This is a genomic window from Bradyrhizobium sp. HKCCYLRH3059, from assembly GCF_051168035.1.
Classification (GTDB): Bacteria; Pseudomonadota; Alphaproteobacteria; order Rhizobiales; family Xanthobacteraceae; genus Bradyrhizobium.
Map to the genome: position 1 here is coordinate 253022 of NZ_JBNPUF010000006.1, position 26232 is coordinate 279253.

The following is a 26232-nucleotide window of genomic DNA, read 5'->3' on the forward strand; positions in this document are numbered from 1 at the left end:
CTCAATCTGGCAGGGTCCGCCTTAGGACGCATATGCGGCTCACCCGCAGGGACGCTTCATCACGATGGCTGATCGTTACCAGGACAGACCCTTTCCCGCTGATGGTTTTGGCCGTGGTGGAAACCAGCAGGCCGATGCCGATCCGCTCGCCGAACTCGCTCGCCTGATCGGGCAGAACGATCCTTTTGCCGCCTCGGGCCGGGCAACTCCGCAATCTCAACCGCGTCCGATGGCGCGCCCCGCGGCGCCCGCGCCGGAACAGCCGGTTCCCGGCATGCCTCCGGCCGGCGCTCCGGCCTGGATGCAACGTGCCCAGCCTGCCGCCGCCAACCCCTTCGCCGACATCGGCCGCGAGCCGCCGCAGCCGGCGCCTGCACCGCCGGCCTTTCCGGCGGGCTATCAGGATCCGCGCGGCCAGCCGGGTTTCCCGGACCAGGATTTCGCGCCCGCGCCCGCTCCCCGGCAGCAGCAGGGTTATCCGAACGCGGAGTTCGCCGATCAGTTGTCCAAGCTCGACTACAGCGTCGGGGAATCGCGCCACGGGTTCGCCGAGAATGACCGCGACTACAACCGCGACAACGGCTTCGACGACAACGAGCCGGACTCCTCGCGCTATGACGATGCGCTGTTCGGGCAGATGGGCTCGGGACAGCAGGGGTTTCAGGGCGACAACGATTTCCAGGATGGCCAATACGGCTATCAGGACGGTTACGACGAGGGCGAGGAAGAGGAGCGGCCGCGGCGGCGCAGCGGCATGAGCACCGTGCTCGCGGTGCTGACCCTTGCGGTGGTCGGCACCGGCGGCGCCTACGGCTACAAGACCTACATCTCGTCCGGCCGTACCGGCGAGCCGCCGATCATTCGCGCCGACAACAGTCCGACCAAGATCATGGCCCAGCAGGATCCGACGCCGAAGGTGCCGGATCGTCTGCTCGGCAATGACGGCGGCGAGAAGCTGGTGTCCCGCGAGGAGACGCCGATGGATCTGAACGCCCGCGGCGGCAATCCGCGCGTGGTGTTCCCGCAGATGAACCAGAATGCGGCTCCGCCGCCGGTCAGCGCCGGGGCGGCCCCGATGTCGCAGATGGCCAACGCCAACGGCATTTTGCCCAACAGTGATCCGCGTCCGATCAAGACGCTGTCCGTGACGGGGGGCAATCAGGCTGCTGCGGCCGATCCGCCGATGCCGGCGACGCCTGCAACCAAGCCGGCGGCGACGCCGAAGGGCCGAAAGTCGCCGGCCAACGCCAACGCGTCGGCCGCCAACGACAGCCCGATGCCGCTGACACCGCAGCCGGCCGCACCGGCGCGCATCGCCGCGGCCGTGCCGGTCACCGAGCAGACCCAGACCGATCGTACCGGCGGCTACCTGGTCTCGATCTCGTCGCAGGCCAGCGAGGCGGAGGCGATGTCGTCCTACAAGGCGGTGCAGGACAAGTACGGCGCCGTGCTGGGCAAATATGAGCCGATCATCAAGCGGATGGATCTGGGTGAGAAGGGCGGCGTCAGGTACCGCGCAGCCGTCGGACCCTTCGCGACGAAGGAAGAGGCCAACAAGATGTGCGGATCGTTGAAAACTGCCGGCGGACAGTGTTTCCCGTTTAGCAACAATTAAGGCCTGCTTGACCGGCCCCGAGGCGGGGTCTATGCGGCCCGCATGACCATGCGGGCTTTCATTACCGGCATCTCCGGGCCTGATCTCACCGACGCCGAGCGCGCGTTCATCGGCGAGTTCAGGCCCTGGGGCTTCATCCTGTTCAAACGTAACGTCCAGTCGCCCGCCCAAGTGACTGCACTGGTTGAGGAATTAAGGGCCTGCGTCGGCCGCGCCGACGCTCCGGTCCTGATCGACCAAGAGGGGGGCCGGGTGCAGCGGCTGGGGCCGCCGCATTGGCCGGCCTATCCCGCCGGCGTGGTGTTCGACCGTCTCTACGACCTTGATTCGGCCGCAGGCCTCCGTGCCGCCTGGCTCAGCGCTCGCCTGATCGCCGACGACCTGCTCGCGCTCGGCATCACTGTGGATTGCCTGCCGCTCGCAGACGTCCCTGTCGCCGGCGCCGATGCCGTGATCGGGGATCGAGCCTATGGCACGACGCCAGAAAAGGTGGCGGCGATCGCCCGGGCGGTGACGGAGGGGCTGGAGCAGGGCGGCGTGCTGCCGGTGCTGAAGCACATTCCGGGGCATGGCCGGGCCACCGCCGACACCCATTTCCGGCTGCCGACCGTGGACGCGCCAGAAGCGGAACTCGACGCAACCGATTTCGCCGCGTTCAGGCCGCTGGCCGACCTCCCGATGGCGATGACTGCACATGTTGTGTTTAGCGCGATCGACGCCGCCCATCCGGCCACGACTTCTGCGACAATGATCGAACGGGTGATTCGCAAACGGATCGGGTTCCAGGGTTTGTTGATGAGTGATGACGTTTCCATGAACGCGTTGGCCGGATCGATCGCCGAGCGCACGCGCGCGATCGTGGCGGCTGGCTGCGACATGGTTCTGCATTGCAACGGCAAGCTCGACGAGATGCAGGCCGTGGCCGCCGAGACGCCTGAGCTTGAAGGGCAGGCTCTGATCCGCGCCGATCGCGCGCTTGCGGCGCGCAAGGCACCTACAGGCTTCGATCGTGACGCCGCGCGCGGCGAGCTCGACGCCTTGATCAACCGGCTGGGATCCGCTAGCGCATGACCGCTGAAATTCTGTCGTTTGAAACCGGCCGTCCCACGACGGAGCTGGCCGAGGCCGAACCGGCGTTGGTCGTCGACGTCGAGGGCTACGAGGGCCCGCTCGACCTGCTGCTCGCGCTGGCGCGGCAGCAGAAGGTCGACCTTGCCAAGATCTCCATCCTGGCGCTCGCCGACCAATATCTCCAGTTCATCGAGGCTGCCCGCAAGATCCGGCTGGAGCTCGCCGCCGACTATCTCGTGATGGCGGCCTGGCTCGCTTTTCTGAAGTCGCGTCTCCTGTTGCCCGAGCCGCCAGCGCAAGAAGGTCCGAGCGCCGAGGAGATGGCCACGGCACTTGCCAACCGGCTGCGCCGGCTGGAGGCGATCCGCGAAGCCGCCAATCGCCTGATGAACCGGCCCCAGTTCCAGCGTGACGTGTTCCCGCGCGGCAACCCGGAGGCCATAGCGGAGGTTCGTCGTCCCAAGTTCACCGCGACCCTGTTCGACCTGCTGTCGGCCTATGCCATCCAGCGGCAGTCGCGCGTCGTCACGTCCGTTCATATGGCCAAGCGCACGGTCTGGTCGCTTGCCGAGGCCCGCGCCACGCTCGAGCGTCTGGTCGGCATGACCGAGGTCTCGGACGATTGGGGATGTCTCGACGACTACCTGCTGGACTACGTCGTCGAGCCTGCACAGAAGGCCACCGTCTTCGCATCGAGCTTTGCGGCCGTCCTCGAGCTGGTTCGCGAAGGCAAGCTCGAGCTGAACCAGAAGCAGGCGTTCGCGCCGCTGTACTTTCGTAAGCGTCCACCGATCCAGCCCGGCGCCATGGCTGCGCCGGACTTGACGGTTGAGTAACGAACAAGGAGACCCTGCCATGGCAAGCTTGGCGGAACTGCGCATGGAAGAGCCCGACGAGATCGCGATCGAGCCTGTAGCGCGCCCCGAAGAGTTGCGCATCCTCGAGGCTCTCCTGTTTGCCTCGGCCGAGCCGCTTGAGCAGGCTGCGCTCGCCAAGCGTATGCCTGAAGGTGTCGACATCAAGGCCGCACTGGCGCAGCTGCAGGCGGAGTACGCCAATCGCGGCGTCAATCTCGTGCGCGTCGCCAACAAGTGGACCTTCCGTACCGCCGGCGACCTCGCCTGGCTGATGACGCGCGAGAGCACCGAGACGCGCAAGCTGTCGCGCGCGGCGATCGAAGTTCTGGCCATCGTTGCCTATCACCAGCCGGTGACGCGTGCCGAGATCGAAGAGATCCGCGGCGTCGTCACCTCCAAGGGAACGCTGGACGTTCTGCTGGAGACCGGCTGGATCAAGCCGCGGGGGCGCCGCAAGACGCCGGGCCGTCCGTTGACCTTCGGAACCACCGATGCGTTCCTGGCTCAGTTCAGCCTGGAGACCCTGGGCGATCTGCCTGGCCTGGAAGAGCTGAAGGGAACCGGCCTGCTGGATTCCCGGCTGCCGACCGGCTTCACCGTCCCGACGCCATCGGACGATCCGACGCTGCGGGAGGACGAGGAGCCGCTGGATCCGGGCGATCTCGACCTGGCGCTTGCGCCGGCGGTGGAGGCCGAGCCTGGCGAGGCCGAAGCCGCGGAAGACGAAACGGCCGAGATGGAAACGGTCGCAGCCGACACGGCTGCGGCCGAGGTCGCCGAAGGCCAGATGGCGACCACTGAGGCCGCCGTTCGGGACGACACCTCGTCGCAGGTTGCCGTTGGCGATCTGGAACTGCCGGGCGCCGATGCGGAAACCGAGATCACCGAGGTGGACTTGGCCGTCGAGCAGATCGAGGTCGAGCCGGACGACGAGGCCGTTATCGAGGTCGTCGAGCTGTCTGCCGACGCTGACGCTCAGGCAGACGATGAGGCAGAGGCCGAGGCCGAGGTCGACACGGCGGATGAGGAGATCGACGCGGCCGATGACGCGCACGACCGCGATACCGACGACGATGGCTCGCCGCGCCAAAGCTAGCGGCCGGGGCTGTTAACACTCGCGTTATTACGTAGGTCCGGCCGCGAATTGTCGGACCTTAAGTGCTTGTTTTTGGGGGCGTTGGCGCCTACCTTCCGGCCAGATTGGGCTGTCCGCGGGCCGTTTTCGGCTGATGCGCCGCGTTCGTGTTGATGTTTCGCAATCGAATGCTAGAAGCGAAGTGTCGCGGTCAAGTCCATGGATATGACGCGGTTTCGGCGGTAGCGTCGACGGGCAGTCGGGTGAAGGCTGCGCCGGTGTTTGGAGGGTTGCAGGATGGGTTCGCTTAGCATTTGGCACTGGATCGTCGTGATCGCGGTCGTCCTGCTGTTGTTCGGGCGCGGCAAGATTTCCGATCTGATGGGCGACGTCGCGCAGGGCATCAAGGCGTTCAAGAAGGGCATGCAGGACGACGACAAGGCGCCGGAGAAGACCGAGCCCGTCAAGTCGATCGATCACGGCGCCACGCCTTCGGCCACCCGCACGGATGTCGGCAGCAAAGCCGTTTGATCTGCGCGTGAAAGGCGCCGGCGGCGCGCTCCCGCAGGGACGGCACCGGGACCTGTTCAGACAGGCCCGGATAGGCGGGATCAGAGGCGTCGTCGCGTAGGCGGATTGTTTCATGTTCGATATCGGCTGGAGTGAGCTGCTCGTCATTGGGGTCGTCGCGTTGATCGCGATCGGTCCCAAGGAGCTTCCGGGCGTCCTGCGTATGGTCGGGCAATGGATCGGCAAGGCGCGCCGGATGGCCTCGGAGTTCCAGGGCCAGTTCCAGGAGGCGATGCGCGAAGCGGAGATGGCCGACCTCAAGAAGAGTTTCGATGAGGTCCGCGAGGCGGCCAGCGGTTTCACTCCGACCGGCGTGATCTCCTCGTTGCAGCGCGACGTCGACAAGGCTCTCGATATCGAGGGGATCGACAAGCCCGCCGAGCCGGCGCCCGCATCGGATGTGGCTGCTGCTTCGCCCGAGCCTCCTGTGATGACCCCGACCACCCCCGAACCTCCAGTGGCCGAGACCTTCGCAGAGGCTGAAGTCCATCAATCCGTGGGCGAGCCGCTGGCGATCGTCCGTGAAATCAAACCCGAGCCACAGCCTGAAATGTCTGCGTCAGCAGAAGCTGACCGCCCGAAGGACGCCAAAGCGTCATGACCGTCGAAGATATCGAGGCCAGCAAGGCCCCGTTGATGGACCACTTGATCGAGCTGCGGTCGCGGCTGATCAAGGCGCTGATCGGCTTCGGCGTGGCCTTCATCTTCTGCTTCTTTTTCGCCAAGCAGATCTACAACATCCTGGTGCTGCCGTTCGTCTGGGTCGCAGGTGCCGAGAACAGCAAGTTCATCTACACCCAGCTGCTCGAATATTTCATCACGCAGTTGAAGCTCGCGATGTTCGGCGCTGGTTTCATCTCGTTCCCGATCATCGCGACGCAGATCTACAAGTTCGTGGCGCCGGGGCTGTATCGCCACGAACGCAATGCTTTCCTACCCTACTTGATAGCGACCCCCGTCTTCTTCGTGCTTGGCGCCATGCTGGTCTATTTTGCGGTGTGGCCGATGATCGTGCGCTTCTCACTGGGCATGCAGCAGCTCGGCGGCCCCGAGACGGCGCAAATCGCGCTGATGCCCAAGGTCGGTGAATATCTGTCGCTGATGATGTCGCTGATCTTCGCCTTCGGCATCGCGTTCCAGCTCCCGGTCATCCTGACCCTGCTCGGCCGCATCGGCATCGTCACCTCGCAGATGCTGAAGGAGAAGCGGCGCTATTTCATCGTGATCGCCTTCATCATCGCGGCCGTGCTTACGCCGCCGGACGTGCTCAGCCAGGCCTCGCTGGCGCTGCCGCTGCTGGCGCTCTACGAGGGCGCGATCATCGCGGTCGGCATCGTCGAGAAGCAGGCGGCTGCGGCCAAGTCCGGCTCGTCGTCCGGCTCGGGGAATCTCCCGGCCGACCCTTCCGAATAGAACGGTTGCGCTCGGGGACATCCCAGGGCGTTGCCTGTTCCCATCCGGCGCCATTCGCGGTAGTGCAGGCCGGCCCGCGAGCCCAGGCGACTCGCCGATACTCTTCGTTCCCAGGACCGAACGACCATGCACGACATCAGATCGATCCGTGACAATCCGCAAGGTTTCGATGTGGCGCTGACGCGCCGGGGTCTGGCACCGCTGTCGTCGCATCTGCTCGCCATCGACGAGCGGCGGCGCGCGGCGATCCTGGCCTCCGAGCAGGCCCAGGCCCGGCGCAACGCCGCCTCCAAGGAAATCGGCGAGGCCAAGAAGGCCAAGGATGACGCGCGCGCATCGGCGCTGATGGAGGAGGTCGCCAAGCTCAAGACCACCATGCCGGAGCTGGAGGCAGCCGCGAAGCAGGCGGATGAGGAGCTGGCGCGCGAGCTCTCGGCGATTCCCAATTTGCCGCTCGACGAGGTGCCGGACGGCAAGGACGAGCACGACAATGTCGAGCGCCACATGTTCGGCGCCCGGCGCAACTACGCCTTCGCGCCGAAGCCGCATGATGATCTCGGTGCGGCTCTTGGCACCATGGACTTCGAATCGGCTGCGAAGCTGTCGGGCGCGCGCTTCGTCGTGCTGAAGAGTGGCCTGGCGCGGCTCGAGCGCGCGCTCGGGCAGTTCATGCTCGATCTTCATACCAATGAGCACGGCTACACCGAGATCAATCCGCCGCTGCTGGTACGCAACGACGTCATGTTCGGTACCGGCCAATTGCCGAAATTCGAGGACGACCAGTTCTGGGCCGTGAAGGGCGAGCTGATTGCAGAGCCGGATGATCGCCTCAAGACCGAGCGGCTGGGTCTCATCCCAACTGCCGAGGTGGCCCTGACCAACCTGGTGCGCGAGTCCATCGTCGATGAGAAGGAGTTGCCGATGCGGCTCACGGCGCTGACGCCGTGCTTTCGCGCCGAGGCGGGCGCCGCCGGCCGCGACACCCGCGGCATGATCCGTCAGCATCAGTTCACCAAGGTCGAGCTGGTCTCGATCACGACGCCGGAGACCAGCAAGGACGAGCATGAGCGCATGCTGGCCTGCGCCGAGGAAGTGCTGCGCCGGCTCGATCTGCACTATCGAGTCATCACGCTGTGCACCGGCGACATGGGCTTCTCCTCGCAGAAGACCTACGACATCGAGGTCTGGATGCCCGGGCAGGGCGATGGCGGCGCCTTCCGCGAGATCTCCAGCTGTTCGGTGTGCGGCGACTTCCAGGCGCGCCGCATGGATGCACGCTATCGCGGAAGCGATGGCAAGCCGCGCTTCGTGCACACATTGAACGGTTCGGGCACGGCTGTCGGCCGTGCGCTGATAGCGGTCATGGAGACCTATCAGCAGGCCGACGGCTCGATCGCGATTCCCGACGTGCTGCAGCCTTATATGGGCGGCCTCAAGGTGGTGGCCGCGGAGCCATAGCGTCGCGGCAAATTGCATCCGCTCAGGTCGCCGCCATTGCGTACGCGCCGGCGGGTCGTATCCTCGGTTCTGTTCAGCAATTGCTTTTCAGATACCGGCATCATGGCTCTGCATCGGGATATTTTCTGGATCGGGCGGCAATGGGCCGTCACCGGCTCCGGCATCCAGGCGGTCGATCAGCGCCTGAAGGGAGCATTCGATATCGAATCCTCAAGGGTCTGGGACGAGGGCCTGCACGACTCGCTGCGCGATCAGGCTTGGTTCAACCCCGTCGACTTCGAGAAGGCGTTGAGTGTCGCGCGGGCCCGGTTTGCGGCGGTGCCGCGGACGGAGCCTTCAGCGGTGCCGGCGCCTCCTGTCCAGCAGGCACCCGGCGGATCCGGCACATCCAGCTTACCGTTGAGGCTGGGCACACGAGGGCAGCTCGCCAGGTTCCTGCCGCAGTGGCGGATCCGGCATTGACCGGGTGATGCCGCAGCGCGCTCAGGTTTGCCTCGATGCTGCACAGCAGATAAGACACCCCCCGAACGATGCTTTCGAAGGGACGGAAGGTTGGCCATGCGGATTCTCTGCACCAATGACGACGGAATCCATGCGCCGGGTCTCAAGGTGATCGAGGAGATCGGACGCGCCCTGTCCGACGACGTCTGGATCGTGGCTCCCGAACTGGACCAAAGCGGCGTGTCCCATTCGCTCTCGCTCAATGACCCCCTGCGGCTGCGTGAGGTCGGCCCGCGGCATTTCGCGGTGCGCGGCACGCCGACCGACTGCGTCATCATGGGAGCCCGTCATATCCTGGGGGCGAGGCTGCCCGAGGTGGTGCTGTCCGGCGTCAACAAGGGCCGCAACGTTGCCGAGGACGTGGTCTATTCGGGCACCATCGCCGGCGCGCTCGAAGGCACCATTCTCGGTCTGCCGTCGTTTGCCCTGTCGCAGGAATTCAGCGTTGCAACGCGTGACAAGCCGTCTTGGGACACCGCGCTCAAATTCGGCCCGCAGATCGTGCGCAAGGTGCTCGAAGCCGGCGTGCCGAGGAATACGGTGATCAACGTCAACTTCCCCGCCTGTGCACCGGAAGAGGTCAGGGGCGTCGTGGTCACCCGCCAGGGCAAGCGCAATCTGGGCTTCTTGAAAGTCGATGAGCGGCGCGACGGCCGCGGCAACCCCTATTTCTGGATCGGCTTCGACCGGGCTGCCTCGCTCGATGTGCCCGACGAGGGGACGGACCTCGCAGCTCTCGCGGCGCACTACGTATCAGTGACCCCGCTTCGCCTGGATCGCACGGACGAGGCGTTCTCCGGCAAGCTCAGCGACATTCTCGGCTGAAGCGCCTTCTACCCTTGTGGCTCAGCGCCACGCAGGGCATGGTCGATCGCCTTTCCGAGCGTCTCGAGCTGGAATGGCTTCTGCAGGGCCGGCCGGTCGCGATATTCTTCCGGCAACCCCGACGAGCCGTAGCCGGTTGCGAAGATGAAGGGACGGTTGCGCGCCTTGATGAGATCGGCCACCGGCGAGATGACCTTGCCGTTGACGTTGACGTCGAGAATGGCGACGTCGAAATAGGTGCTCTCGGCCAGCCGCATCGCTTCGCCGATTTCGCCGGCCTCGGCCGCGACGGTGTAGCCGAGCTCTTCCAGCATGTCGGCGACCATCATTCGGATCATGACTTCGTCTTCAACCAAAAACACAGAGCCGCGCGGCGGCCGCGGTGCAGTCATGATGTCAGTCCTTGCCCATACCCGATTTGACGCTCGCAAATAACGGCTTATGGCGCAACGTCAACAATGTCGTCTTTCACGGTCGTGCGGCGTGGGCACGATCGCCCATAAGGTGAACGAACCGGACCCGACTTGGTTCCTCGTGCGGAACGCGGTCGTCGTCGAGACCATGACGGTGCATCCGGTTGCGACGGGTGTGCGGAAAATCGGTGCGCAACCCTCGCCCGGCAGGTAAATTGCGCACGAGCCCACCAACCGACATCCCGATGCCCCCAGCTGCTCCTCCCGAGAAAATGATGTTTCAGCTGACCCTGCGTCGGCGGGGGATCAGCGATCAGGCGGTGTTGCGCGCGATGGAAGAGGTGCCGCGGGAGGAGTTCGTTCTGCCGGCCGACCGCCCGGAGGCCTATCGTGACAGCGCGATGGCGATCGCCTGTGGGCAGACCATCAGCCAGCCCTTCGTCGTCGCCTACATGACCGAGCAGCTCAAGCTGCAGAAGTCCCATCGTGTACTCGAAATCGGGACGGGGTCAGGATACCAGGCCGCGATTCTGTCCAGGCTGGCCACCAACGTTCTGACGGTGGAGCGCTTCCGGACATTGGCCGACAAGGCCAGGGAACGGTTGGAGAAGCTCGGCTGCTTCAATGTCGAGGTCATGCTCGGCGATGGCTACGCGCTGCCGCCGGGGGGCGGCCAATTCGACCGCATCATCGTAACGGCGGCGATGGACGAGATTCCCCAGAGCCTGCTCGACCGGCTGGAGCCGGACGGTATCCTGATCGCGCCGGTCGGGCCGCAACACGGGGTGCAGACGCTCGTCAGGATCACGCGAACGGGTGATCGTTTCGACCGAAAGGAGCTCGTCGACGTGCGATTTGTGCCGGCAATTCCGGGGATTGCGCGCGAACTTTAAACGTGCGGATCAGCAGGCCGCACAACGCTTTATTCGCGGCTTAAGCGCTTATTTACCGCGGCTGTGTTTACTCGAATTCGTTGTTTGTTGCGTACGAGTGAGTAACCATGCCCGCCACTGTCGAGTTGCTTCGCTCGCGCCGCCTGCCGCAAGTTGCGGCGTTGGCGCTGATGTCGTTCGGCGTCGCCGGCTGCAGCGCCGACATGTCGACGCGGCTGTCGCAGACGCAAAATCCGTTTTCAAACCCCTTTGCATCCGATTCCACCGGGTCGGTGCAGGCGCAGCCGCCCCGGCAGCACCAGCAATATAGCCAGTCCTACACGCCGGCTCCCGCGCCGGCGCCAGCCTATTCGTCCTCGGCGCTGCCGCCCCCGGCGGTCGGGGCTCCGCAATCCTATCCGACTGGTGGCGGCGCCGGAGGCATGTCGTCGGGCGGGCGCGGCGTCGCGTCCTATGCGCCACCCGCTGCGGTCCCCGTCGCGGCGCCCGCCGTCGCCGCACCCCCGGCCTATGCACAGCCCGCGCATTCCTATGCTCCGCCGGCCCAGCCGCGCCTCGAGACCACCGGCACCGTGCCGCCGCGTTCGGTCGCGGCCGCGCGTCCTGCCAGTGGCACCAAGATCATCGTCGGCACCAGCGATACGCTCGACATCCTCGCCAAGCGCTACCGCGTGACGCCGGCTGAGATCCTGGCTGCCAACGGCTACAAGGGGCCGCGCGCATTGTCGCCAGGCCAGCAGCTGATCATTCCGCATCCTGGCGCGGTGGCGGCTGCGCCCGCGGCCCAGCCCGTTGCCGCGGCGCCAATGGTCGCGCCGAAGCCGGTGGCGGCCGCCACACCGTCCACCGTCCATTTCGTCAACCGCGGCGAGACACTCGCCAGCATCGCCCGCCAGAATCATCTGACGGCGGCTGAGCTCGCCCGCGCCAACAATCTCGATCAGGCTTCGCCGCTCAAGCTCGGGACCAGGCTGACCGTCCCTGGCAGGGCCGTGGCGGCAGCTGCGCCGGTGGCTCCGGTCGCAACCGTTCCCCAGGCGGTTGCGACCGTGCCGGCGCCAGCGCCGACAACGCGGGTCGCGACGGCCGCCGGTCCGGTCCAGACCGCCCGCCTGGCCCAGGCCAATCCGGCGCCCGAGAAGGAGGAGGAGCCGGCACGGCCCGCCGAGACCACCAGCTCGCTACCGACCTTCCGCTGGCCGGCGCGCGGCAAGGTGATCACCAGCTACGGCGCCAAGACCAACGGCAAGTCCAACGATGGCATCAACATCGCCGTGCCCGAGGGCACCCCGGTGAAGGCGGCCGAAGATGGCGTCGTCGCTTACGCCGGCAATGAATTGAAGGGTTATGGCAATCTGGTCCTGGTGCGGCATTCCAACGGCTATGTCACCGCATATGCCCATGCGAGTGAGCTGATGGTGAAGCGCGGTGATCCGATCAAGCGCGGCCAGGTCATTGCCAAGTCGGGTCAATCGGGAGAAGTCGGATCGCCGCAGCTCCACTTCGAGATCCGCAAGGGATCGTCTCCGGTTGACCCGCTGCAATTCCTCAACGGGGCGTGAGGTCCGGTCGTTTGACCCCACGCAATCGTGGACGACACAGGGCCGCGCAGATTACTGCGCGGCTTTTTGCGTTGTCAGCCGCACGCCGAGGCGGCCCGCCAGATCTTGCGTGAACTGCCACGCGACGCGGCCCGAGCGCGAGCCGCGCGTCGTGGCCCATTCCAGCGCCTCGCGCTCCAACTGATCCTCGGCGACTGCGATGGCGAAATGGCTGCAATAGCCTTTGACCATCGCGAGGTATTCGTCCTGGCTGCAGCGGTGGAAGCCGAGCCATAGGCCGAAACGGTCGGACAGCGAGACCTTTTCCTCGACCGCTTCGCCCGGATTGATCGCGGTGGAGCGCTCGTTCTCGATCATGTCGCGGGCCAACAGATGGCGCCGGTTCGAGGTGGCGTAGAGAATGACGTTCTCCGGGCGTCCCTCGATGCCGCCTTCGAGCACGGCTTTCAGCGATTTGTAGGACGCATCATTGCCGTCGAACGACAGGTCGTCGCAGAACACGATGAAGTGGAACGGTGCGGCACGCAGGATGTCCATCAGGGCCGGCAGGCTCTCGATGTCCTCGCGGTGGATCTCGATCAGTTTCAGCCGGTCGGCCGGCTTGCGCGTGACGTTGATGCTGGCATGGGCGGCCTTCACCAGCGATGATTTGCCCATGCCGCGCGCGCCCCACAACAAGGCGTTGTTGGCCGGCAGGCCGTTGGCAAAGCGCTCGGTGTTCTCGATCAGGATGTCGCGCATCCGGTCGATGCCCTTGAGCAGGTCGATCTCGACACGGCTGACGCGCGGCACCGTCGAGAGCCGGCCGTTCGGATGCCAGACGAAGGCGTCGGCCGCGTTGAGGTCCAGCGCGGGCGTCGCACCCGCATGGGTTGTCGCCAGATGCGCGGCAATTGCTTCCAGCGCACGGGCAATCCGGTCAGCCGTATCATCGGAGGCGGGGCCGGCGGGACGTTTTGCCGCGATCTTTGGTGGCTTTTGCGCTGCAGGCCGGGGGCCTTTGGCGAGCGGTCTGAGGGCGTTTTTGGCGGGGGCGCGGGACGAGGCTCTGGCTGGTTTTTTCGACATGCTGCAAGTTCCTGATGGGGCAGCCATATCGGGCCTCGCCGGCTGCCGCAAGCGGGGCGAAATGAAGGGGCGGGGCGCCTTGCTATTGGGACTGCTGCCGCTATATTCCGCGCGAAATTCGCAAGAGGCCGGCCCGCGCCGAGACAAGCGTGGTTCGCCGGCTATTCCTGTCTCACCGGGCGCTGCCCACGAGGATCGACCACATGCTGATCACCCCTGCCTATGCCCAGGCCGCCGGCGCTGGCGACACCAACAGCATGCTGATGTCGCTGCTGCCGTTCGCGCTGATCTTCGTGATCATGTATTTCCTGATCCTGCGGCCGCAGCAGAAGAAGGTCAAAGAGCACGCCGATCTCGTCAAGAACGTCCGCCGCGGCGACACCATCGTGACCCAGGGCGGCCTGGTCGGCAAGGTGACCAAGGTCGTCGACGACGACCAGGTCGAGTTCGAGATCGCCGACGGCGTGCGCGTGCGCCAGATGCGCCAGATGATCACGGGCGTCCGCACCAAGGGCGAGCCCGCGAAGGCAGACGCAAAGGACGACAAGAAGGACGAGAAAGCCGCGAGCTGATCGCCGGCCTGGCCGGTCGAACGCCGGTCTTCGCTCTTTGTGATGTTCTGATTTTCCGGGCCGGCTACGGCCCTTACGGACAACCTCCATGTTGTATTTCACGCGGTGGAAGGCGCTGGGCATCATTCTCACGGCGCTCGTCGTGTGCCTGTGCGCGGTGCCCAACTTCTTCTCCGAAGCGACGGTCAAGACCTGGCCGGCCTGGGCGCAGCGCCGGCTGGTGCTCGGCCTCGACCTGCAGGGCGGCTCCTATCTGCTGCTCGAGGTCGACTCCAACTACATCAAGAAGGAGCGGCTCGATGCCGTGCGCGACGACGTTCGCCGCACGCTGCGCGATGCCAAGATCGGCTACACCGGATTGGTGAGCCGGGGTGATGGGGTCGAGGTCCGGATCACCAAGGAAAGCGACACGGGAACTGCGATCTCCAAGCTGCGCGATCTCTCGCAGCCGCTCGGCGGGCTGCTCGGCTCCAGCGGCCAGCGCAGCCTCGAAGTCAGCGATGCCGGCGGCGGACTGGTCCGGCTGACGATCCCGCCGGCGGCCATCACCGAACGCATCCGCCAGACCATCGAGCAGTCGATGCAGATCGTCGAGCGCCGCGTCAACGAGCTCGGCACCGTCGAGCCCGTGATCCAGCGCCAGGGCAACGATCGCATCCTGGTGCAGGTGCCGGGCTTGCAGGATCCGACGCAGCTCAAGAACCTGCTCGGGCGCACGGCCAAGATGGAATTCCGGATGGTCGACACCTCGGTGCCGGCGGATCAGGCGGTGCAGGGGCGGGTGCCGCCGGATTCCGAGGTGCTCCAGAGCGCATCGCCACCCAACCAGCCCTATGTCGTGAAGAAGCAGGTGCTTGTCTCCGGCGGTGATCTCTCCGATGCGCAGACCGGCTTCGACCAGCGCACCAACGAGCCGATCGTCACCTTCCGCTTCAACTCGGCCGGCTCGCGCAAGTTTGCGCAAGCCACCACCGAGAATGTCGGGCAGCCGTTCGCCATCGTCCTCGACAACAAGGTGATCTCGGCGCCGGTCATCCGCGAGCCGATCACCGGCGGCTCCGGCCAGATCTCTGGCAATTTCACCGTGCAGTCCGCCAACGAGCTCGCGATCCTGCTGCGCGCCGGCGCGCTGCCGGCGCCGCTCACTGTCATCGAGGAGCGTACCGTCGGTCCGGGCCTCGGCGCCGATTCGATCGCCAAGGGCGAGCTCGCCTCCTATGTCGGCTCGATCCTCGTCATCGTGTTCATGCTGCTGACCTACCGGCTGTTCGGCGTGTTCGCCAACATCGCCGTGGTGGTGAACGTCGCGATGATCTTCGGCGTGCTGTCGCTGCTCAATGCGACGCTGACCTTGCCGGGCATCGCCGGCATCGTGCTGACGGTCGGCATCGCCGTGGACTCCAACGTGCTGATCTATGAGCGCATCCGCGAGGAGCTGCGCGGCGGCCGCAATGCGATCTCGGCGATCGACGCCGGCTTCAAGCGCGCATTGGCGACCATTCTCGACTCCAACATCACCACCTTCATCGCCGCCGCCGTGCTGTTCTATATCGGCACCGGCCCCGTGCGCGGCTTCGCCGTGACCTTGGGCATCGGCATCCTCACCACGGTCTTCACCGCCTTCACGCTCACCCGTCTGATCGTCGCGGGGTGGGTGCGGTGGAAGCGGCCGCAAAGCGTGCCAATCTAGGAGCTACTGTGACACACTGGGTTCTCATCGGGCTTGGCATCCTGATCGCGGTGCTGACGGTGGTCAGCGCGCTCGGCCTGCTGCCGTCGCTGCGCATCGTTCCCGACGACACGCATTTCGATTTCACACAGTTCCGCCGCATCAGCTTTCCGATTTCTGCGGCGCTGTCGATCCTCGCGATCGTGCTGTTCTTCACCCATGGCTTGAACCTCGGCATCGATTTTCGCGGCGGCACCTTGCTCGAGGTGCGGGCCAAGTCCGGCACCGCCGACATTGCGGGGATGCGCGCGACGCTGGCGACCCTCGGTCTGGGCGAGGTGCAGCTGCAGCAGTTCGGCACTGCGGCCGATGCATCGGTTCTGATCCGAATTGCCGAACAGCCGGGCGGCGACGCCGCGCAGCAGGAGGCCGCGAACAAGGTGAAGGCGGCGATCGGCGATTCCGTAGAGTATCGCCGGGTCGAGGTGGTGGGGCCGCGCGTTTCCGGCGAGTTCCTGGCCGTCGGCATGCTCGGCCTGATGCTCGCGATCATCTCGATCCTGATCTATCTCTGGTTCCGGTTCGAATGGCAGTTCGCGCTCGGTGCCATGATCGCCAACGTCCACGACATCGTGTTGACGATCGGCTTCATGTCGATCAGCCAGGTCGATTTCGACCTCACCAGCATCGCGGCGCTGCTGACCATTCTCGGCTATTCGCTCAACGACACCGTCGTCATCTACGACCGTATCCGCGAGATGCTGCGGCGCTACAAGAAGATGCCGATGCCGCAGCTGCTCAACGAATCGATCAACTCGACCTTGTCGCGCTCGATCATCACGCACGTCACGGTGACCCTGGCGCTGCTGGCCTTGCTCTTGTTCGGCGGCCCGGCGATCCACAGCTTCACCGCGGTGATGATGTTCGGCGTGGTGCTGGTCGGCACCTACACCTCGATCTTCATCGCCGCGCCGATCCTGATCTATCTCGGCGTCGGAACCGTTCGGGGTGATCAGATCGACGAGCCGAAAAAGAAGCCCTGATCAGCCGTTGGACCCGGATCGGGGTTGAGATGTTGGTCTCGCATGGCAACTGACGCCCCGCATTTCCCGCGGTCCGCGCCGATCGACGGTTATGGCAAAGGCGGCTTCGCCTTTGCCGGCATGTCGCATCGCGGCTCGCTGCTGTGCCTGCCCGACTCGATCTGGGCCTGGGACGTCATCCAGCCCGATCAGATCGACCGCTATTCGTTGCAGCGCGTTTTTGATGCGGCGAACAGGATCGACACGCTCATCATCGGCACCGGAAACGAAGTCTGGATCGCGCCGGCACCGCTGCGCGCGGCCCTGCGTGGCGTGAACGTCGTGCTCGATGCGATGCAGACCGGCCCCGCGATTCGCACCTACAACGTCATGATCGGCGAGCGGCGCCGGGTTGCGGCAGCGCTCATCGCCGTCCCATGAGCGAGACGACCGCCAACAGCGACGCCGCGTTCTGTGCAGGCCTTGTCCGCGAGCACGATTTCGACCGCTACGCCTCGACGCTGTTCATGTCGCCCGAGCCCCGGCGCGCGCTATTGTCGCTGTACGCATTCAACGTCGAAGTCAGCCGCATTCGAGATCTCGTGTCGCAGCCGCTGCCGGGCGAAGTCCGCCTGCAGTGGTGGCACGACACGCTGACGGGTCACGAACATGGCGGCGCGGAGGGAAATCCCGTTGCGGCCGAATTGCTGCTCACCGTGCAGCGCTTCGCGCTTCCGGTCGAGCGGCTGACGCGCCTGGTCGATGAGCACCAGTTCGATCTCTACAACGATCCGATGCCGACGATGGCGGCGCTGGACGGCTATCTCGGCGACACGCGTGGCGCGCTGTTCGCGCTGGCCGCGCAGATCATTGCGCCGCCGTTTGCGGACGCCGATCATCTCGCGCACCATGCCGGCATCGCGCAAGGGTTGCTCCAGGTGATCGCGGCGCTGCCGCGCGATGCGGCCCACCGGCAGCTCTATGTCCCGCTCGATCTTCTCGCGCGGCATGGCGTCGGCCAGGAGGAGATGTTCTCCGGCAAGGCGTCGCCGGCGATCCAGGAGGTGATCATGGAGCTGCGCGGGCAGGCCCGGCAGCATCTCGATCACACCCTCGAGCTGGCGCGTCAGGCGCCACCGGCCGTGCGGCCGGTTCTGCTGCCGCTCGCGCTGGTCCGGCGCGACCTTGCGCGGGCCGGACCCCGCGACGATCCGTTTCAGCCGCGCTCCCGCTCGCGCCTCGCGACGCTGTGGACGCTGTGGCGGGCCGCGGGGACGACGAGTTTTCGCGCGCGCTGACCCCGTCGCGGGCTCAGGCCGAGGGCATCGTGCTCCAGAGCGGCGGGCTGTGCAGGAGTCTCGGCATGTCCGGCGGCTCGTGCCGGTGGATCGTGCAGCGGGTGTCCCAGACGACGAGATCACCCGGCCGGCAGGTGTGGGTCCAACTGAACTCGGGCCGTTCGGCAAGCTGCCAGAGATCGTCGAGCAGCGCGTCGGATTCGTCCTGCTCGAGGCCGACGACGTAGGAATGGCGACGCTGCCCCAGCGCGAGCATCGAGCGGCCGGTATCGATATGATTGCCGACCAGCGGATGCACCGGGCCTGCGATGACGGTGCGACGGCCATCATCGGCGGTGTCGGTCGCGAGATGACGAACCTTCAGATGAGCGACGCGGCTGCGCAGCGCCGGTGAGAGCGCGTCATAAGCGGCGTAGAGGCTGCAGAATGACAGTCTGTCGCCCAGCAAGCCCCCGGGGGAGGTGTAAAATAGATCCGCGTGACCGAAGCGACGGCTGAAGGCCGCTATGTCACGTTCACCAAGCCGCTGGCCGCGCACCAGCAGGACCTGATGCTTGAGCAGCGCGCGCATGAACGAGGCGAACGCCCAATCGTCGAAGGATCCGAGATCGACATTGCAGACCTCGGCACCGAGCGTCTTTCCCGTCGGGATGACCTGGATGAGGCTGCTTTCGGCGCTTCGAGCAACGTTGCTTCTGAGACTCACTTGCGTCATCTCCCAAGTTTCACCAGCGCCTGCAAATCAACCATCGTAATTTGTCGGGGGTGTTTCGGCTCGGAGGCAATTCGCGGAAGGATCGCGGCACGATCTGCCGATTGTCGGCACACTCTGCCGCTCTGAGTCGGAAGTTGGACGCTTCAAGGCGATGCGCGAGGAAATATCCAGCAACCTGCAACTCATTCGCAGGCAATCTGGCGCTTGATCGTGCTGATCCCGCGCGCAAGCGAATCAGTGTGGGCGATCTGTTCCCTTGATCTGGGTCCGATGCATGATTCGCCGCGCATGATCATCGAACGGATCGCGCCGATGCATGGTGCAGCGATTGTCCCAGATGACGAGATCTCCGACCTTCCAGACATGCTCCCAGGAGAATTCCGGACGGGCAACATAGGCCCACAACGCGTCGAGCAATGCTTCCGACTCGGCGAGCTCGAGGCCGACCAGATAGGCATTGCGCCGGCGGCCGAGATAAAGCATCCGCAGGCCGGAATCGGGATGCGTGCAGACCAGCGGATGGATCGCGCCCGGCGATGTGCGCGGATCATCGGTCGGCGTTACGCCCTGTCGGACGAAGCCGCCGCTGTTGTAGGTGCCGTCGTGCTTGATCTTCAGATCTGCGACGCGGCGCTTCAGTTCAGGAGGAAGCGCGTCGTACACGGCATACATGCTGCAGAACGACGTGTTGCCGCCGACGGGGGGAATTTCCAGCGCGTAGAGCGCGCTCGCGATCGGCGGCGTGTCGAGATACGACATGTCCGTATGCCACACCGCTTCGCCCGCGCCGAGGCTGCCGATCGCCTCGCCATTCACCTTCACGTTCGAGACGATATAGATTTCGGGTAGACCGTCGACGAAGCGGCGCCCGTTCTCCTGCACCGGCGCCCAGTCGAGATCACCGAAGCGGCGGCTGAAGGCGATCAAGTCCTGGTCCGTCAGACCCTGGCCGCGCACCAGCAAAACGGAGTGCGTGTGAAAGGCACGGAGCAGGGAGCTGAAGCCCGCATCGTCCAGATGCTTGAGATCGACATGTCGAATCTCGGCACCGAGTTGCCGGCCGGTCGGGATGATCTCGATGTTCGACGACCGAGACGTTGTGGCCGCGCGGGTTTCGACGTTCATTGCCAATCCTCCCAAACGACATTGCAACCAAAGGATACAATGGTCGGTCCGCGAAGTCTCGTCCGCTCAGGCCGAAGGCAGGTTCAGGTCCGCCTCGAAATTGAACCGGTCGCGCAGGTTCTTGCGCGAGTCCAGGATGTCCTTGAGGAAAGCGCGATCGCTGTCGCTCGTGAGCATCGGTTCGATCAGGTCGATCTGGTTCATCGCGACCAGCTGCAACAGTTCAGTGCGTGGCCTGCCGCTGGCGTCGCGCGGCAGGGCATGCACGACCTGGATATGCTCCGGCGGCTTCGGGCCCTTGGCTGAAGCAAGCTCGTTTTGCAGCTGAGTTTCAAGCGTCGGCTGCTCTCCCTCGACGAACGCATAGAGCCCGACGCCGGTCCGGCGGTCTGCGAAGGCAACGATCGCCGCGTCGCGCACGGCCGGGTTCTTCCGGATCATGTCCATCAGCACCGGCGCATCGTTGACCAGGCGTCGTCCGCCACCCTCGCGGTCGGTGAAATTGAAGATGCCGCGCGTGACGGCGCGATACACCTTCTTGCCAGTCATCAGCCAGACGCGCGCGAACAGCGATTTGCGTGCCAGGATCTTGCGCTCCTTCGGCGTCAGCGCCTCGGGCGCGTAACTCCGCTTATGCTTGAGCAGATGACGCAGGTCCTCATAGGCCGCGATCCGGAACAGCCGGCTGCGGCTCTCGAAGCAGGCGGCCAACTGAAAATCGGTGACGTAGCAATGGCCGTCGTGACCGACGAGCCAATTCTGCTCCTTGGCGAGATCGTTGTGCGTGATTCCGGCGCGATGCAGCCGGCGCATCATCCGCTTGGCCGAGCGGAAATAGGCGACGTTGCCGTGCGGCTTGGCCAGATGCAGCGCCACGCCATTGATGAAGCCGCGGACCAGCGCGCGATCCCCAGCCCATAGCAGATCAGGGCCGGCGTTGAGCCCCTTGGCGCGCATCAGCGCCTTGCGCTCGCGCGCGAACAAATGCCGCGCCAGCACGAACGACCACCACGGCACCTCATCGAGCCGGCGCAGCACGGCGTCGACGTCACCGGCCTCGCTCTTGAAGCGGCCGCGCTCGACGGTCGAGAACACGTCGCGCTTGAGCAGAACGCCTTCGCTCCAGCGCGCCGCCAGCACGGCGAAATCAGTCTTCGGCAAACTCATGGGGCTCTCACGCAGCGGCCGCGACGGGCAGGTGCTCGGCGATCCAGCGGTCGAGATCGGCCAGCGCGCGGGCGCTCATCGCCTGCTTCTTCGCCACTGTCTTCTCGTTGCCCTTCAGCCGCGTGCCGTCCGGCTTGCGGGTCGGGGTTGTCGCCAGCGGCGGGAACAGACCGAAATTGATGTTCATGGGCTGGAACGAGCGCGTCGCACCGTCGATCGTCTCGATGTGGCCGCCGGTGATATGGCCGAGCAGGGCACCGAGCGCCGTGGTTGGTGGTGGCGGCAGCAGATTGGCGCCACGTACCTCGGCGGCGGCGTAGAGGCCGGCGATCAGGCCGATGCTCGCTGATTCCACATACCCCTCGCATCCCGTCATCTGGCCGGCAAAGCGCAGCCGTGGCTGGACGCGCAGGCGGAGCTGCGCATCGAGCAGCTTCGGCGAGTTGAGGAAGGTGTTGCGATGCAGGCCGCCGAGCCGCGCGAACTCCGCGTTCTCCAGCCCGGGAATGGTGCGGAAGATCTGCTGCTGCGGGCCGTATTTCAGCTTCGTCTGGAATCCGACCATGTTGTAGAGCGTGCCGAGCTTGTTGTCCTGGCGCAGCTGCACGATCGCGTAGGGCTTGACCGTCGGATTGTGCGGATTGGTCAGGCCGACCGGCTTCATCGGGCCGTGACGCAGCGTCTCGTGGCCGCGCTCGGCCATTACTTCGACCGGCAGGCAGCCGTCGAAATAGGGCGTGTTGGTCTCCCACTCCTTGAAGTCGGTCTTCTCGCCGGCGAGCAGCGCCGCGACGAAGGCGTCGTACTGCTCCTTCGTCATCGGACAGTTGATGTAGTCAGCACCCGTGCCGCCCGGACCGACCTTGTCGTAACGCGACTGGAACCACGCCTTGGTCATGTCGATCGTGTCCTTGTGCACGATCGGCGCAATGGCGTCGAAGAAAGCAAGTGCCGTCTCGTCGGTCAGGTCACGGATGGCCTCGGCGAGCGGCTGCGAGGTGAGGGGACCGGTGGCGACAATGACGCGATCCCACTCCGCCGGCGGCAAGCCGGTAACTTCGCCGCGGCGCAGCGCGATGCGTGGATGCCCTTCGAGAGCCGCTGCGACGGCCGCCGAGAAGCCGTCGCGGTCGACGGCCAATGCGCCACCGGCCGGAACCTGATTGGCGTCGGCAGCGCGCATGATCAGCGAGCCCAGCCGGCGCATCTCGGCATGCAGCAGGCCGACGGCGTTGTTGGCCGCATCGTCGGAGCGGAAAGAGTTCGAGCACACCAGTTCGGCCGCGGTGGCGGTTCGGTGCGCCTCGGTCATGCGGTCCGGCCGCATCTCGTGCAGCACCACATCGACTCCAGCCTCGGCGAGCTGCCAAGCGGCTTCAGAGCCGGCGAGGCCGGCACCGACAACGTGGACGGTATTCGAAGGTGATTTGGAGCCTGTCATGCGCGGGACAGGTAGCGCTTTTCCCGAGCGCTGCAAATGCGCCAATGAGGCTCGGCGCGAGAAAGCGGGCGCATGAGTTTCGCTGCGCCAGGCCTAGATGCGGCAACGCCCGCAGCGAGGCGGGCGATGTCCGGTAGATATCGGAAGAAGGCCGATCAGCCGTTGTAGTGACCGGCGGCAACGCGCGGGATGTCCGAGCGATCGAGACCGATGTCGGCGAGTTCGCGATCGCTGAGCTGCGACAGCTCGGCAACGTTGCGCTGATACTCACGGAACGCCTGAACCATGCGGATGAGCGAGAGCAACATGAGAAATCTCCTTTAGTTCACGATTCAGTTCTTCATTGGAACCTCATCGTTGAAATGAACATAGAAGAGATTGTTGCGATGCGGAAGCGCTGATGTTGCGATGCAGCTAAACCTCCGGCGCATAGCTTGGGTAACGCTTGGGTAAGAATCGGGCAGGGGGATCAGAGGGGGCGGATCTGTCGGAAACCTCCGTAATCATGCTGTTTTTCAATCGTTCGTTTGAAAAGCCCGATCGATAGCCTGCCACCACGGCTGTGAAGCCGTTAGGCGTTGAGCATCTCGCGAGCCCCGACGAAGTGCATGGGTCGATCGGCGTGAATTTTTATTCACTCTTTGATGTCGCGACGGTGAACCGATGTCCACGATCACGCGCGGCTCGCAGTGATTTCATTTCGCGAGAATATCGCGGTGGTGCGACAAATTGTCGCGGCGTCCGGCAATGATGCCTGCGCCGTCGCACCAGCGAGGAAAAACAATGAACAGCAAACTGTTGGGGGCCGCGCTCGTCATCGCGGCGATGACCGCGTTCGGTCCGGCTCAGGCGGCGCGGATGCACGGCGCCGGCTGCAGCGGGGCCAACCTGGAGAAGACTGAGACGGCGATCGAGGCGATGGCTGATGGCGATGCCAGATACACGGCACAGCGAGAGATCGCGGCGGCCCAGGATGCGCTGCTGAGCGGCAAGATGGGCGCCTGCAGCGTTCATCTGACGAAGGCGATGCAGGCCGGGATGATCAAGTAGCGCGTCAGTCGTTCGCATCGTTGAACCAAAGGGCCGATCGCGTCACCGCGATCGGCTTTTTCCGGGCAGGCTATGGCGCCCGGGCCAGCTGCGTCGCGAAGGTTGCGATCGTCCGCGCATAGACCTCGCTCTTGTTCCACTGCTGGATGACCGCAAAATTCGGGCCGCCGGGCTCCCAGTCCTTGCCCTTCTGCCAGCCATAGCCCTTCAAATAGTTTGCTGTGGACGCGAGAACGTCGGGCGCGCTGCGGATCAGGTCGCGCCGGCCATTGCCGTCGAAATCGACGGCATATTTGATCCAGGACGACGGCATGAACTGGGTCTGTCCGATCTCGCCGGCCCAGGCGCCGCGCATCTCGGCTGGCTGGAGGTCGCCGCGGTCGACGATCCGCAGCGCATCCAGCAACTCGCCGCGAAACTGCTCGGCGCGGCGGCAGTCATAGGCCAAGGTCGCGAGCGCACGGATGGTCGAGAACTTGCCGACATTGACGCCGAAATCGGTCTCGAGGCCCCAGATCGCGACCAGGACCTCGCCGGGCACGCCGTAGCTCTGCTCGATCCGCGACAGCACCGAGCCGTATTGCTTCAGCATGTTGGAGCCGCGGGTCAGGCGCGGCGGCACCATGCGCCCGGAGAACTCCTCGAAGGTCTGGCTGAACACCTTCTGACCGCGGTCGCGGTTCAGCACGCTTTGGTCCGGCGTCACGCCCGTCAGCGCCGCATTGATCGTGTTTTGCGAGATGCCCTTGGCTGCAGCCTCGGTCTTGAACTCGGCGAGCCAGCCGTCGAAATTGCCGTTGCCGCAAGGTACCGCGGCGTGCGCTGGCGCTAACAGGGGGGTAAGGGCAGCGAGACAGGCCAGAGCGGACACGGCGAGAACGCGAGCAATCATCGAAACACCTGGACGGCAATGGATTCAAAAAGCGTTGCTGGGCGTGCTCCATGTCGGGCGTAACCGCGGCAGCAGCAAGGCCTTTCGATCACATTGGCGTCGGATTTCGTGAGCGCCGCCACACTCTGCGGCCCCTCGACGCGACCGCCGGCCCGGAGGCCGGCGGCAGTGAAAACTCATCGCTGCGTCCTCACATCTGGTCACGCGAGCGCCATGGGAACAGGTTCGCCGGGAAATCGGCCGCGGGCTTGGAGCTGCGGGGGACCGGCGGCACGATCCGGGTGGCGTCGGGGTGGATCGCGATGGCCTCACGGTAGAGATGCCAGGTGGCGTGGCCGAGCACCGGGATCACGACGGCGAGACCGAGGAAGAACGGGATCGTGCCGGCCACCAGAAGCACTGCGACGATGAGGCCCCAGGCCGCAACCGGAACTGGATTCTTGGCCGCCACGCGCAGCGAGGTGACGACCGCTTCGAGCGCTCCGGCGTGACGGTCGAGCATCAATGGGAAGGACACGATGCTGAGGCACAGCGCCAGCAACGCGAACAGGAAGCCTGCGCCACAGCCGACCGCGATCAGCCACCAGCCTTGCGGCGTAGTGAAGACCCGCTGCAGGAAATCACTGACACCGGTCGCGCCGCCATAGCCGAACACTGCGACGTAAATCGCCTGCGCGGTCGCGACCCAGGTGACGAACAGCGCGAGCAGCAGCGTGCCCAGTCCGAGCATCGAGCCGAACGACGGCGACCGCAGCACCTCCAGGGCATCCCAGGCACTGGTGTCCTCGCCGCGGTCACGGCGGCTGCTGAGCTCATAGAGACCGAGCGCGGCGAACGGGCCGAGCAGGGCGAAGCCGGCCGCCAGCGGAAACAACAGCGGCACCACCGCATAGCCGAACACTACGCGCGCCAGCACCAGGCCGAGAACCGGATAGATCGCACATAGCATCACGGCGTGACTCGGCACCGCCTTGAAGTCATCCCAGCCGAGCCGCAGCGCACGCATCAGGCTCGACATGTCGATCGTGCGAATCGTCAGCTCAGCCGCGACCTCGTCTGCCGCCCGAACGTGGGAGGCAGCATTGCTGTGGTAGGTAGCCATCGTCGTGTGCTCCCTCAAACTGCGTAGGGCGCTTCCCAACCACGCAGGCGGGCTGCGCTTCTCGTTGGAACAAATTCGCGGATGGCCAGACGCGACGAACCTCGGGGCGGCCATTCGCGAACGGAAGTCATCAGGATAGTGGCAAAACAGGCTGCGCCTACTCACGCCTCGGTGAGGGCTGTGAATGTCGCAGTGCATTAGCCTGGCACGCCTACGCAGAAGCTTGAGCATGGTCCAATAAAGTCGTTCCGCCGTCATTCCGCCTTGGGTAAGCTTCACATTCGTCGCCGTGTTCGCGTTTGGCAGGCCACGGCGGTGGCGGAGCGGCTCCGACGGGCGTCTCTGCAACGGAACACCGCCGGCCGAGTTCTTCTTACGATCACCATCCATTGGGAGCCATTGATGAGCATTTTCGGAAAGATCATGGGCGCGATTTTCGGCCATCATGCCGAGGCGGCACCGGCCGGCGGCAGCACGCCCGCCGCGGGCGGTGCCGCGCCGGCAGGCGGCGCGGCTGCGTCCCCGACGGCGGCCCCGGCTGCTGCGCCGCAAAATGTCGATGTGGCTGCGATCGTCGACAAGGCGGCGGCTGCCAAGCACGAGAAGCTGGAGTGGCGAACCTCGATCGTCGACCTGATGAAGGCGCTCGATATCGATTCGAGCCTCGCTGCACGCAAGGAGCTCGCCAAGGAGCTCGGCTATAGCGGCGACACCAACGACTCTGCCAGCATGAACGTGTGGCTGCACAAGCAGGTGATGAGCAAGCTCGCCGCCAATGGCGGCAAACTGCCGCCGGAGATCAAGCACTGAGCGTGCGCCGCTCACGGCAAGAACAACAAGCGAAAGGCCCGCCATCGT

Annotated in this window: 28 protein-coding genes; 19 read left to right on the forward strand and 9 right to left on the reverse strand. The window is 65.2% G+C overall.

Annotated features, from left to right (window positions below; all coding sequences use genetic code 11):
• Positions 1-64: 64 nt before the first annotated feature.
• The 10 genes from ACQR13_RS20330 (at position 65) to surE (ending at position 9385) form a co-directional block, all read left to right on the forward strand.
• A complete protein-coding gene (locus ACQR13_RS20330; protein ID WP_315750999.1) occupies positions 65-1615 on the forward strand; it encodes an SPOR domain-containing protein in 1551 nt (516 codons plus the stop codon).
• A gap of 42 nt (positions 1616-1657) precedes the next feature.
• Entirely contained in the window at positions 1658-2686 is a 1029-nt protein-coding gene (gene nagZ / locus ACQR13_RS20335; protein ID WP_316202391.1) for a beta-N-acetylhexosaminidase, read from the forward strand.
• Positions 2683-3522 carry a segregation and condensation protein A gene (locus tag ACQR13_RS20340; protein WP_315711705.1) on the forward strand — a complete coding sequence of 280 codons (840 nt, stop codon included), beginning with the start codon at positions 2683-2685 and terminating at the stop codon, positions 3520-3522. Before nagZ ends, ACQR13_RS20340 begins: the two co-directional genes overlap by 4 nt.
• 19 nt (positions 3523-3541) lie before the next feature.
• Positions 3542-4639: an SMC-Scp complex subunit ScpB gene (gene scpB, locus ACQR13_RS20345; protein WP_315827524.1), complete on the forward strand. Its 1098-nt coding sequence runs from the start codon at positions 3542-3544 to the stop codon at positions 4637-4639.
• Between the two features lie 276 nt (positions 4640-4915).
• On the forward strand, positions 4916-5149 hold the full coding sequence (locus ACQR13_RS20350; protein WP_006614346.1) for a twin-arginine translocase TatA/TatE family subunit: 234 nt from the start codon (positions 4916-4918) through the stop codon (positions 5147-5149).
• A gap of 112 nt (positions 5150-5261) precedes the next feature.
• Entirely contained in the window at positions 5262-5789 is a 528-nt protein-coding gene (gene tatB / locus ACQR13_RS20355) for a Sec-independent protein translocase protein TatB (protein WP_315711712.1), read from the forward strand.
• Entirely contained in the window at positions 5786-6601 is an 816-nt protein-coding gene (gene tatC, locus ACQR13_RS20360; protein ID WP_315827526.1) for a twin-arginine translocase subunit TatC, read from the forward strand. The genes tatB and tatC overlap by 4 nt, the downstream gene beginning before the upstream one ends.
• A gap of 126 nt (positions 6602-6727) precedes the next feature.
• Complete coding sequence (serS, locus tag ACQR13_RS20365) at positions 6728-8059, forward strand: serine--tRNA ligase (RefSeq protein WP_434841160.1); 1332 nt, start codon at positions 6728-6730, stop codon at positions 8057-8059.
• A 102-nt stretch (positions 8060-8161) separates the two neighbouring features.
• Positions 8162-8521 carry a hypothetical protein gene (locus ACQR13_RS20370; RefSeq protein WP_434863138.1) on the forward strand — a complete coding sequence of 120 codons (360 nt, stop codon included), beginning with the start codon at positions 8162-8164 and terminating at the stop codon, positions 8519-8521.
• Between the two features lie 96 nt (positions 8522-8617).
• The gene (gene surE, locus ACQR13_RS20375; RefSeq protein ID WP_434863139.1) at positions 8618-9385 is read left to right on the forward strand and encodes a 5'/3'-nucleotidase SurE; all 768 of its coding nucleotides are present in this window, start codon (positions 8618-8620) and stop codon (positions 9383-9385) included.
• A gap of 8 nt (positions 9386-9393) precedes the next feature.
• Here surE and ACQR13_RS20380 read toward each other — a convergent pair whose 3' ends face one another.
• Positions 9394-9777: a response regulator gene (locus tag ACQR13_RS20380; protein ID WP_315799824.1), complete on the reverse strand. Its 384-nt coding sequence runs from the start codon at positions 9775-9777 to the stop codon at positions 9394-9396.
• Between the two features lie 266 nt (positions 9778-10043).
• Here ACQR13_RS20380 and ACQR13_RS20385 point away from each other — a divergent pair, with 266 nt between their 5' ends.
• Together ACQR13_RS20385 and ACQR13_RS20390 are read left to right on the forward strand one after the other, a co-directional pair.
• Positions 10044-10691 (forward strand): protein-L-isoaspartate(D-aspartate) O-methyltransferase, encoded by a 648-nt coding sequence (locus ACQR13_RS20385; protein WP_434863231.1) that lies wholly within the window; start codon positions 10044-10046, stop codon positions 10689-10691.
• Positions 10692-10798: 107 nt separating this feature from the next.
• The gene (locus ACQR13_RS20390; protein WP_434863140.1) at positions 10799-12253 is read left to right on the forward strand and encodes a peptidoglycan DD-metalloendopeptidase family protein; all 1455 of its coding nucleotides are present in this window, start codon (positions 10799-10801) and stop codon (positions 12251-12253) included.
• A gap of 51 nt (positions 12254-12304) precedes the next feature.
• On the opposite strand, the gene ACQR13_RS20395 is transcribed toward ACQR13_RS20390, so the two are convergent.
• The gene (locus tag ACQR13_RS20395) at positions 12305-13321 is read right to left on the reverse strand and encodes an ATP-binding protein (protein ID WP_434863141.1); all 1017 of its coding nucleotides are present in this window, start codon (positions 13319-13321) and stop codon (positions 12305-12307) included.
• Positions 13322-13524: 203 nt separating this feature from the next.
• On the opposite strand from ACQR13_RS20395, the gene yajC reads away from it, so the two are divergent.
• The 5 genes from yajC (at position 13525) to ACQR13_RS20420 (ending at position 17882) form a co-directional block, all read left to right on the forward strand.
• Positions 13525-13893 (forward strand): preprotein translocase subunit YajC, encoded by a 369-nt coding sequence (gene yajC, locus ACQR13_RS20400; RefSeq protein ID WP_006614336.1) that lies wholly within the window; start codon positions 13525-13527, stop codon positions 13891-13893.
• 88 nt (positions 13894-13981) lie between these two features.
• A complete protein-coding gene (secD, locus tag ACQR13_RS20405; RefSeq protein ID WP_315711724.1) occupies positions 13982-15583 on the forward strand; it encodes a protein translocase subunit SecD in 1602 nt (533 codons plus the stop codon).
• Positions 15584-15591: 8 nt separating this feature from the next.
• Positions 15592-16605, forward strand: a complete 1014-nt coding sequence (gene secF, locus ACQR13_RS20410; protein ID WP_316170173.1) for a protein translocase subunit SecF — start codon at positions 15592-15594, stop codon at positions 16603-16605.
• A gap of 42 nt (positions 16606-16647) precedes the next feature.
• Entirely contained in the window at positions 16648-17025 is a 378-nt protein-coding gene (locus ACQR13_RS20415; protein WP_315711727.1) for an Mth938-like domain-containing protein, read from the forward strand.
• Complete coding sequence (locus ACQR13_RS20420) at positions 17022-17882, forward strand: phytoene/squalene synthase family protein (RefSeq protein ID WP_434863142.1); 861 nt, start codon at positions 17022-17024, stop codon at positions 17880-17882. Before ACQR13_RS20415 ends, ACQR13_RS20420 begins: the two co-directional genes overlap by 4 nt.
• A gap of 13 nt (positions 17883-17895) precedes the next feature.
• Here the strand turns inward: ACQR13_RS20420 and ACQR13_RS20425 are convergent, their stop codons facing one another.
• The 5 genes from ACQR13_RS20425 to ACQR13_RS20445 all read right to left on the reverse strand — a co-directional run bounded on the left by ACQR13_RS20425 (position 17896) and on the right by ACQR13_RS20445 (position 22638).
• Complete coding sequence (locus ACQR13_RS20425; RefSeq protein ID WP_315711730.1) at positions 17896-18588, reverse strand: TauD/TfdA dioxygenase family protein; 693 nt, start codon at positions 18586-18588, stop codon at positions 17896-17898.
• Positions 18589-18831: 243 nt separating this feature from the next.
• On the reverse strand, positions 18832-19722 hold the full coding sequence (locus ACQR13_RS20430) for a TauD/TfdA dioxygenase family protein (RefSeq protein WP_315751018.1): 891 nt from the start codon (positions 19720-19722) through the stop codon (positions 18832-18834).
• A gap of 66 nt (positions 19723-19788) precedes the next feature.
• Positions 19789-20889, reverse strand: coding sequence for a serine/threonine protein kinase (locus tag ACQR13_RS20435; protein WP_315711732.1), 1101 nt, complete (start codon positions 20887-20889; stop codon positions 19789-19791).
• Positions 20890-20896: 7 nt separating this feature from the next.
• Positions 20897-22330 carry a methylenetetrahydrofolate--tRNA-(uracil(54)-C(5))-methyltransferase (FADH(2)-oxidizing) TrmFO gene (gene trmFO, locus ACQR13_RS20440; RefSeq protein WP_315711734.1) on the reverse strand — a complete coding sequence of 478 codons (1434 nt, stop codon included), beginning with the start codon at positions 22328-22330 and terminating at the stop codon, positions 20897-20899.
• Between the two features lie 155 nt (positions 22331-22485).
• Positions 22486-22638 (reverse strand): DUF1127 domain-containing protein, encoded by a 153-nt coding sequence (locus ACQR13_RS20445; protein ID WP_006614327.1) that lies wholly within the window; start codon positions 22636-22638, stop codon positions 22486-22488.
• A 475-nt stretch (positions 22639-23113) separates the two neighbouring features.
• On the opposite strand from ACQR13_RS20445, the gene ACQR13_RS20450 reads away from it, so the two are divergent.
• On the forward strand, positions 23114-23380 hold the full coding sequence (locus ACQR13_RS20450) for a hypothetical protein (RefSeq protein ID WP_315712608.1): 267 nt from the start codon (positions 23114-23116) through the stop codon (positions 23378-23380).
• Positions 23381-23450: 70 nt separating this feature from the next.
• On the opposite strand, the gene ACQR13_RS20455 is transcribed toward ACQR13_RS20450, so the two are convergent.
• Both ACQR13_RS20455 and ACQR13_RS20460 read right to left on the reverse strand, forming a co-directional pair.
• Entirely contained in the window at positions 23451-24272 is an 822-nt protein-coding gene (locus ACQR13_RS20455) for a lytic murein transglycosylase (RefSeq protein WP_315751021.1), read from the reverse strand.
• A gap of 190 nt (positions 24273-24462) precedes the next feature.
• On the reverse strand, positions 24463-25374 hold the full coding sequence (locus ACQR13_RS20460; RefSeq protein ID WP_315751023.1) for a DUF2189 domain-containing protein: 912 nt from the start codon (positions 25372-25374) through the stop codon (positions 24463-24465).
• A gap of 402 nt (positions 25375-25776) precedes the next feature.
• Between ACQR13_RS20460 and ACQR13_RS20465 the strand changes: the two genes are divergently transcribed.
• Positions 25777-26184, forward strand: coding sequence for a DUF3597 domain-containing protein (locus ACQR13_RS20465; RefSeq protein ID WP_315711740.1), 408 nt, complete (start codon positions 25777-25779; stop codon positions 26182-26184).
• Positions 26185-26232 lie beyond the last annotated feature (48 nt).